Origin of the sequence: Thiolapillus sp., assembly GCF_048562965.1 — a bacterium.
In the GTDB taxonomy this organism is placed as follows: Bacteria; Pseudomonadota; Gammaproteobacteria; order Chromatiales; family Chromatiaceae; genus Thiolapillus; species Thiolapillus brandeum_A.
Genome location: NZ_JBHNMF010000165.1, coordinates 1 through 6,605, shown reverse-complemented (window position 1 = coordinate 6,605; position 6,605 = coordinate 1). Strand labels below are relative to the sequence as shown.

The window sequence follows — 6,605 nt, the reverse complement described above, 5'->3', positions numbered from 1 at the left end:
CAGCGCCAGCTCTACACCGGATACTTGCCAGGGACTCTTGATTCCCAGTATCTGGGCGTATAGGTCTTTGTCTCTCATAGGGGATTACGATAATCTACCCACTCCATTTGGGGAAGAGCCGGCAGGAATATCGGCTGCCGGAAGCGTTGATCATATGATGCGGTTCCTGCGTCACCGCATCCTACGGGGTGGTTGGAATGGCGTCGGTGCGATGACGTATGATTCGCACCAACTCTCTTTGTGATTGCCACCTACACGAGCAGCGCTTTCATGTTGTCCACCGAGACCGGGCGGGCCAGCACGCCGTGCAGGGGAAAGATGCTTTGCAGTTTGTCTGTGTACTGCCGTTCATCCTTGTTGCAGAACACGATCACCCGGCAGTGTGGTGCATATTTCTGCAGGCTGTAGAGCATGACATCCAGGTTGGAGATATTCACGCCGGCATAGTTGTTGCTGTATCCATAGATGAATTCTGCCACCACGTAGTCCGGCGGCTGTTTCTTCATCAGGCTCATGGCCTTGCGCATGGAGCTGAGGCGCTTCTCTTCCATGCCCAGCTGGCTGTAGAGGGTGGAAAAGTTCGGGTGGCCGGCGCTTTCGACGATGGAGTAGATCAGGGGCATTGCAGTTTCTCCATTTCGGTGACGATGTCTTGGGCGGTGAGCTGCCGGTATTGTGGCTCGCTGAAGGTGGTGATGGCGCCGGCGGTTTCCGCCCAGGCAAAACCACCTGTCCAGCCTGCGTGGGTGTAGCTGCCCTGCATGGCGCGGGGAAGCACGTACAGCCTGCCGGGGCGGTAGAGGAGGTTGTAGCTGTGGTTGGCGCCATGTAGCTCATCGATGAAGCGCCAGGAATCCACCACAGAACCGAATACCTGGCAGTCCAGGGGATAAGCTTCGCTGCCGCCGTTGTGCTGCCACAGAGGCTGCTCTACGGGGTAGCCGCCAGTCTTGCCAACATACATCTGCAGGTGCTGGTGATTGACCGAGGAGTAGGCGCCCCGGGCACTGTAGCCAAATCCACAGTCTGGCAGGGTGTTTCCCAGGTGTTCGAGGAGTTGCCAGGCATGTTCGTGGGCGAACTTGCCCAGGTATTGCGGATGCTTCTCGTCGGGTTCCACTACCAGCAAGCCGTGCAGGGGCGCAAAGGGGAACTTGTTGTACAGCAGGCGGCAGTGATCGCCCAGCAGTTCGCCTTCCCAGAGGATTTCCTTGCGCAGGAAAGGCTTGTTGAAATGAAAACCCTGGGGATCGAAGGGCGCATGCAGCCCGGTGATGGCCGTGTTGCTCATGCGTGGCGGACGGAAGGCGCGGACCGGATTGAACTGCAGTTCCCAGGGACCGGCGCGCCGGAACTGTGTTGGCTGGAGATTCTCCAGGCCCACGGCCATGAGCTTGAGGAAGACCAGCAGGTCGTCCTCCGGTGCCTCGAGGCCCTGGCCCGTGATCAGCTGCTGTCTCAACCCGTCAGACAGTTCGCTGAAGCGCTGTTCCAGGCGTGTCTGCAGCAGGGCATGGATGTGTTCATCGTAGATGGCGTTGGCCAGCACCAGGATGAAGCTGCCCGGCTGGGGTTCTTCGAGCAGGGCGGCGAGCCTGTCGACAAAGGACTGCCGGAAAACGTCGAAACTGTGGAACAGGCTGTCTGAGGTCATTTCTTGTTTTTTGGCTCCGGTACAGGATCATAGCCGCCTTCATGGAAGGGGTGACAACGGCCCACGCGTTTCATGCCCATCCAGACGCCCTTCAGGGGACCGTGTTTCTCCATCGCCTCGATGGTATAGGCGGAGCAGGTCGGGGTGTAGCGGCAATTGTTGCCCAGGAAGGGACTGATCAGCAGCTGATAGCCGCGTACCAGGGCGATGAAGAAACGTTTCACGATGCCGTGCTTCCGGAGTGGCGTTCGCGCCACCACTGGCTGAAGAGCGCGGAAAGCAGGTAACAGCTGCCGGCGACCAGGATGATGATGGCGCCGGTGGGCATGTCCAGCACATAGGAAAGCCAGATGCCGACGCTGGTGAAGACCATGCCCAGCCCGCTGGCGAGGATCATCATGCGCCCCATGGTGTGGATGTAGTGGCCGGCAATGGCGGCGGGCAGGGTGAGCAGGGCGATGACCAGGATCAGGCCCACCACCTGCACCAGCAGTACCACGGTCAGAGCCACCAGGCAGAGGAACAGCAGGTAGAAGAAGTTCACCGGCACGCCGCGCAGCCGGGCGAATTCCTCGTCGAAGGAGACGGCCAGAAACTGCCGGTAGAAGGCCAGCACCATGCCGATGACCAGGACGTTCAGTGCGGCCATTTCCCACAACTGGCTGCGTGATACCAGCAGGATATTACCGAAGAGATAGCTCATGAGGTCGGTGCTGTAGCCGGGGGTGCGGGAAATGAATAGCACGCCGATGGACATGCCGATGGCCCACATGGCGCCGATGAGGGTGTCCTCCTGGGCCTGCCAGCGCAGCTTGATCCAGCCGATGAACAGCGCGGCGACCAGGGCGGCGATCAATGCCCCCAGCATGGGAGAAAAACCGAAGAACAGGGCGGCACCCATGCCGGCCAGCACGCTGTGGGAAATGCCGCCGGCCATGTAGCCGATACGCTTCACCACCACATAGCTGCCCATGACGCCACAGCCGATGCTGGCCAGCAGGCCGGCCGCCAGGGCGGTTTGCAGAAAGCCGTATTCGAGGAAGGCGTCCATCAGTGCTTATGCGCCACCATGCGCACGTCTCCGTCATACAGCTGCTGGATCACCTGGCCATCGATATCTTCCGTGTGGTGACAGATCAGGGTGCGGTTCAGGCAGGCAACCCGGTGCACATAGCCTGAGATGAAGGCGATGTCGTGGGAAACCACCAGGATGGTCATGCGCTTGTTGAGGATTTTCAGCAGGTCGAACAGCTCGTTCTCAACGCGCATATCGATGTTGGCGGTGGGTTCGTCCAGCAGCAGGATCTTCGGTTCGCAGGCCAGCGCCCGGGCGACCAAAGCGCGTTGCAGCTGCCCCCCGGAAAGCTGGTCGATACGCCGCTGCGCCAGGTTGTCCATCTCTGTTTCTATCATCACCCGGCGGGCGATCTCCCTGTCCCTGCGGCTGTAGCCGCCGATGATACGCCCCTGTCCCAGACGTCCCATGAGCACGACCTGCTCCACCGTGACCGGGAAATCCCGGGCGAAAGCCGGATACTGGGGCACATAGCCTAGATTGCGCCGCGCCCGCCGGGGTGTACTGCCCAACACCCGCACCTTGCCCTGCTGTGGCCTGAGCAGGCCGAGGATGATTTTCAGCAGGGTGCTCTTGCCACCGGCGTTGGGGCCGACGATGCCGAGAAACTCCAGTTGGGGGACTTCCAGGCTTATGTGGTCGAGCACGGGTATGTCGCCGTAGGAAAAGGAAACGTCCTCGATTTCGATGGCCTTGCCGGTCATGATTTCTGTGCCGTCAGCGCCGCTGCCAGTTTGCGCAGCGCCGAAAAAATGTCTGCTTCGAGGGGATCCATCTGCACCAGCTTCGCGCCAATAGCATCCGCCAGTACCCTGGCTGTTGCGGCACTGTGCTGGGGTTGTACCAGTATGGTGTGGATGTGAGCGCGCTTCGCAGTTTCGATCAGCCGTGCCAGGCTGCGCGGGTTGGGCTCCTTGCCTTCGTGTTCCACGGCCATCTGTTTCAGGCCATAGCGATGGGCGAAATAGCTCCAGGCCGGGTGATAGACGAGGAAGCTTTCCCCCCTGACCGGTGCCAGAGTGGTTTGCAGTTCCCTGTCCAGCGCATTGAGCCTTGCGGCAAACCGGCTGTAGTTTTCGTCAAAGCGGCTCTTGTGAGCGGGAAACAGCGCATCCAGCCTGTCGCGCAGCCTTTGTGCATGCTGTTTGACCAGTTCAGGGTCTGTCCAGATGTGGGGGTCGGCATCTTGGGCATGGTGTCCCTGTGCCGGCAGCAGTTTCAGGCCCTCGCGCATGTCCAGGATTGCCATGGCGGGATTCACGGCGGTGAAACGCGGCAGCCAGCTCTGTTCGAAAGGCATGCCGGCCCGCACGTACAGCACGGCCCTGGACAGGCGGGCGATCTGGCGGGGAGACGGCTGATAAGTGGCCGGGTTGAACCCCTTGCCCACCATCACTTCGATATCTACCAGGTCTCCCGCCACCCCCTGGACGATGGTTTTCTGCGGTAGCACGCTGACGACCACCAGCGCCTTTTTGGCGGCCAGGGCCTGCAGGGTAAAAATCAGCAGTAGGAAGGGGAGAAAGCGCATGGTGATCCGGCTCGAAAAATCAGTGGTATATTGTAGCATCCCCGTTATTTGCAAATACCATGAACACCAGTCTGTATCTCTTTCCCCTGCCCGTGCTGGACGTGCCACCGCCGGTTTCCGATATTGGCGACCTGTTGCTGGGCTGCGGTTTTGTGGGAGAGGCGCTCGAAGCGCATCACTACCTGGCTGGTCCTGAATTCTTCCGGCACATTGCTTTTGCAGGCTGCTCGCCCCATCTGCAGCTCGAACGCCCGGCCGATGGTGGCTGGGACTTCTGTCACGTATCACTGATCGCAGACCGGCAGCCACCACCACTGTTCGTCGCGCCGGCACGAAGCCGCCCGCGTTGCCCGTCATGCCGGGCGCCTGTGCCAGGATGGAAGGAGAAGCTGCAGGTATGGGAGAGGGACAGCGCGCAGTTATGGCGTTGCCAAGCCTGCGGAGAAAGCTGCCCTGTTGCCATGCTGGACTGGCGGCAATACGGTTTCGGCGCAAGATGCGCCGTGGAGATCCACCAGGTCTATCCCGGCGAAGCCCTGCCTAGTGACGGGCTGATGCAGCTGCTCAGTGAAGGTACGGGCAGGGAATGGCGCCATGCCTGGGCCGGCAGCTCAACAGGTTGAACCGCGGCAAAGCTGGTGGTGAAGTTGGTATTGCAGTCCTGAATTTACCGGGTGGTGTCCCGGATGCTCAGATGATGTCTCTCGCGCTGTCCGGCAGTTCCAGCTCCATGCTGACCGGCAGGTGATCCGACAGGGGGTAATCCAGCACCTTGGTTCCGATGATCTGCAGCTTGCGCGAAACCAGGATGTGATCGAATTTCTTGATCGGTCGCCAGCTGGGGAAGGTGGGCTGGTCGCAGGCTGGTTCGCTCATGTCATGGGTCTGGATGAAGCGGCGTATCTCCTGTGCTTCACAACTGGCGTTCAGGTCACCCATGAGTACCACGTGAGGGCGGTTCTCAAGGAGTTCGCTGAGAAAATCCAGCTGCTTGGCGCGCGCGCGGCGTCCCAGGGCAAGATGCGCGCTGCACAGCAGCAGTGCTTCGCGGTGGGTGCCGAACTCGAACAGCATGGCGCCACGCCCCGGACCGCCCGGCAGTTTGTGGTGGGTGATCCTGCTGGGGCGGAAGCGGCTGAGGAAGCCGTTGCTGTGACGGGCGATGACGCCGATATTGCGGTTGATCTGCCGGTACCAGTGAGGAAAGCCGGCGCGCTGGGCCAGGTACTCCGTGATGTCCACGAAACCACTGCGCAGGCTGCCTGCATCCACTTCCTGCAGGCTCACCATATCGAATTGCGCCAGCATGGCGGACATGCGGTTGAGGTTCACCATGCGCTCCCTGTGCGGAAGAACATGTTTCCAGCCCTTGGTCACATATTCGCGGTAGCGACAGGTGTCCACACCTACCTGGATGTTATAGCTGAGCAGGTTGAAGCGGCGCGGCAGTGTGCTGTGACGGCTTAAGACGTCCTTGTCTGGCGTTGCGGTCACGGGATTATTTGCGATCGGCAATCGTTTTTTCGATCAGCATGTCGGTGGTTTCCAGCACGGTGGGTGTGTTCTTGATGCGGTAACGCCCGTCGACCACCATGCTGGGGACAGAGCGGATGCCGTAACGGCGCATCAGTGCGGCCGCACGGTTGGCCTTGGTCTGCACGGTGAAAGATTTCATGGCGGCGCGGAACTTGTCCAGATCCACGTCGTTTTCGGCCAGGAATTTCTCAATGTCTTTCTGGTTGCGCAGGCGGCGCTTCTGCTCGTGAATGGCTTTGAAGAAAGGCTTGTGCAGACGCTTGGCCTCGCCCATGACCTCAAGGGCGAAATAAGTCTTTGCATGAAGGTTGGCCGAACCGCCGAACATGGCGGGCATGTGATGGAACTTGACGTTTTCCGGCAGCTTCTTCGCCCATTCCTGCAGTTTTGGATCGAGGTTCTTGCAGTGAGGGCAGGTGTACATGAAGAATTCCAGCACTTCCACCTCATTGCCGCTGCCTTTGGGTGGGGCGGGAGAAATCAGATCGTAATCCGTGCCTTCTTTGGGGTCGGCGGCGAGCAGGCCGGCGGAAAAGAGACACAGTAGAAACAGAACGAGCAGTTTTTTCATCGAACACTCCATGGGGGCTTTCAAGCGTGTCTTCGGCCTCGTGATAGATTTTGGGACATCCCAGTCCCCAAAATCGACTCGGCCTTTGACAACCTATTGGTGCCCCAGCCGTCCTGATCACCAAACACTACGCAACAACTTCGCAAGCTCGTTGCTGCTCCGTACTTGGCTCCCAATGACTGGACGCCGCGTTCGGAGGCCTACTTTGTTTTCCCTCTGGCGCAAGGCACGCCGGGAA

The 6,605-nt window shown here is 60.0% G+C and carries 10 protein-coding genes; 2 read left to right on the top strand and 8 right to left on the bottom strand.

Features of this window, described 5'->3' with window-relative positions; all coding sequences use genetic code 11:
* Window positions 1-251: 251 nt before the first annotated feature.
* From ACOCD2_RS10110 to ACOCD2_RS10085, 6 genes are read right to left on the bottom strand one after another with little or no spacing between them, the layout of a single operon-like run.
* The gene (locus ACOCD2_RS10110; RefSeq protein WP_293647308.1) at window positions 252-623 is read right to left on the bottom strand and encodes a hypothetical protein; all 372 of its coding nucleotides are present in this window, start codon (window positions 621-623) and stop codon (window positions 252-254) included.
* Window positions 614-1,654, bottom strand: coding sequence for a hypothetical protein (locus ACOCD2_RS10105; protein WP_293647310.1), 1,041 nt, complete (start codon window positions 1,652-1,654; stop codon window positions 614-616). The genes ACOCD2_RS10110 and ACOCD2_RS10105 overlap by 10 nt, the downstream gene beginning before the upstream one ends.
* Complete coding sequence (gene yidD / locus ACOCD2_RS10100) at window positions 1,651-1,881, bottom strand: membrane protein insertion efficiency factor YidD (protein WP_308214439.1); 231 nt, start codon at window positions 1,879-1,881, stop codon at window positions 1,651-1,653. Before yidD ends, ACOCD2_RS10105 begins: the two co-directional genes overlap by 4 nt.
* Window positions 1,875-2,705, bottom strand: coding sequence for a metal ABC transporter permease (locus tag ACOCD2_RS10095; protein ID WP_293647314.1), 831 nt, complete (start codon window positions 2,703-2,705; stop codon window positions 1,875-1,877). Before ACOCD2_RS10095 ends, yidD begins: the two co-directional genes overlap by 7 nt.
* Window positions 2,705-3,433, bottom strand: coding sequence for a metal ABC transporter ATP-binding protein (locus tag ACOCD2_RS10090; protein ID WP_293647316.1), 729 nt, complete (start codon window positions 3,431-3,433; stop codon window positions 2,705-2,707). The genes ACOCD2_RS10095 and ACOCD2_RS10090 overlap by 1 nt, the downstream gene beginning before the upstream one ends.
* Complete coding sequence (locus ACOCD2_RS10085) at window positions 3,430-4,260, bottom strand: metal ABC transporter solute-binding protein, Zn/Mn family (protein WP_293647318.1); 831 nt, start codon at window positions 4,258-4,260, stop codon at window positions 3,430-3,432. Before ACOCD2_RS10085 ends, ACOCD2_RS10090 begins: the two co-directional genes overlap by 4 nt.
* 59 nt (window positions 4,261-4,319) lie before the next feature.
* Here ACOCD2_RS10085 and ACOCD2_RS10080 point away from each other — a divergent pair, with 59 nt between their 5' ends.
* On the top strand, window positions 4,320-4,883 hold the full coding sequence (locus ACOCD2_RS10080) for a hypothetical protein (protein WP_293647320.1): 564 nt from the start codon (window positions 4,320-4,322) through the stop codon (window positions 4,881-4,883).
* A gap of 67 nt (window positions 4,884-4,950) precedes the next feature.
* On the opposite strand, the gene ACOCD2_RS10075 is transcribed toward ACOCD2_RS10080, so the two are convergent.
* Together ACOCD2_RS10075 and ACOCD2_RS10070 are read right to left on the bottom strand one after the other, a co-directional pair.
* Window positions 4,951-5,754 (bottom strand): endonuclease/exonuclease/phosphatase family protein, encoded by an 804-nt coding sequence (locus tag ACOCD2_RS10075; protein ID WP_293647322.1) that lies wholly within the window; start codon window positions 5,752-5,754, stop codon window positions 4,951-4,953.
* A gap of 4 nt (window positions 5,755-5,758) precedes the next feature.
* Window positions 5,759-6,367, bottom strand: a complete 609-nt coding sequence (locus ACOCD2_RS10070; RefSeq protein WP_293647324.1) for a thiol:disulfide interchange protein DsbA/DsbL — start codon at window positions 6,365-6,367, stop codon at window positions 5,759-5,761.
* 40 nt (window positions 6,368-6,407) lie between these two features.
* On the opposite strand from ACOCD2_RS10070, the gene ACOCD2_RS10065 reads away from it, so the two are divergent.
* A partial coding sequence (locus ACOCD2_RS10065; protein ID WP_293652559.1) for a hypothetical protein occupies window positions 6,408-6,605 on the top strand: 198 nt, incomplete at its 3' end.

What these genes read in the sequence shown, in the direction of transcription:
- ACOCD2_RS10080 (WP_293647320.1), top strand. Translation starts at nt 4,320, where the DNA reads ATGAACACCAGTCTGTATCTCTTTCCCCTGCCCGTGCTGGACGTGCCA.
- ACOCD2_RS10105 (WP_293647310.1), bottom strand. Translation starts at nt 1,654, where the DNA reads ATGACCTCAGACAGCCTGTTCCACAGTTTCGACGTTTTCCGGCAGTCC.
- ACOCD2_RS10070 (WP_293647324.1), bottom strand. Translation starts at nt 6,367, where the DNA reads ATGAAAAAACTGCTCGTTCTGTTTCTACTGTGTCTCTTTTCCGCCGGC.
- ACOCD2_RS10085 (WP_293647318.1), bottom strand. Translation starts at nt 4,260, where the DNA reads ATGCGCTTTCTCCCCTTCCTACTGCTGATTTTTACCCTGCAGGCCCTG.
- ACOCD2_RS10095 (WP_293647314.1), bottom strand. Translation starts at nt 2,705, where the DNA reads ATGGACGCCTTCCTCGAATACGGCTTTCTGCAAACCGCCCTGGCGGCC.
- ACOCD2_RS10110 (WP_293647308.1), bottom strand. Translation starts at nt 623, where the DNA reads ATGCCCCTGATCTACTCCATCGTCGAAAGCGCCGGCCACCCGAACTTT.
- ACOCD2_RS10090 (WP_293647316.1), bottom strand. Translation starts at nt 3,433, where the DNA reads ATGACCGGCAAGGCCATCGAAATCGAGGACGTTTCCTTTTCCTACGGC.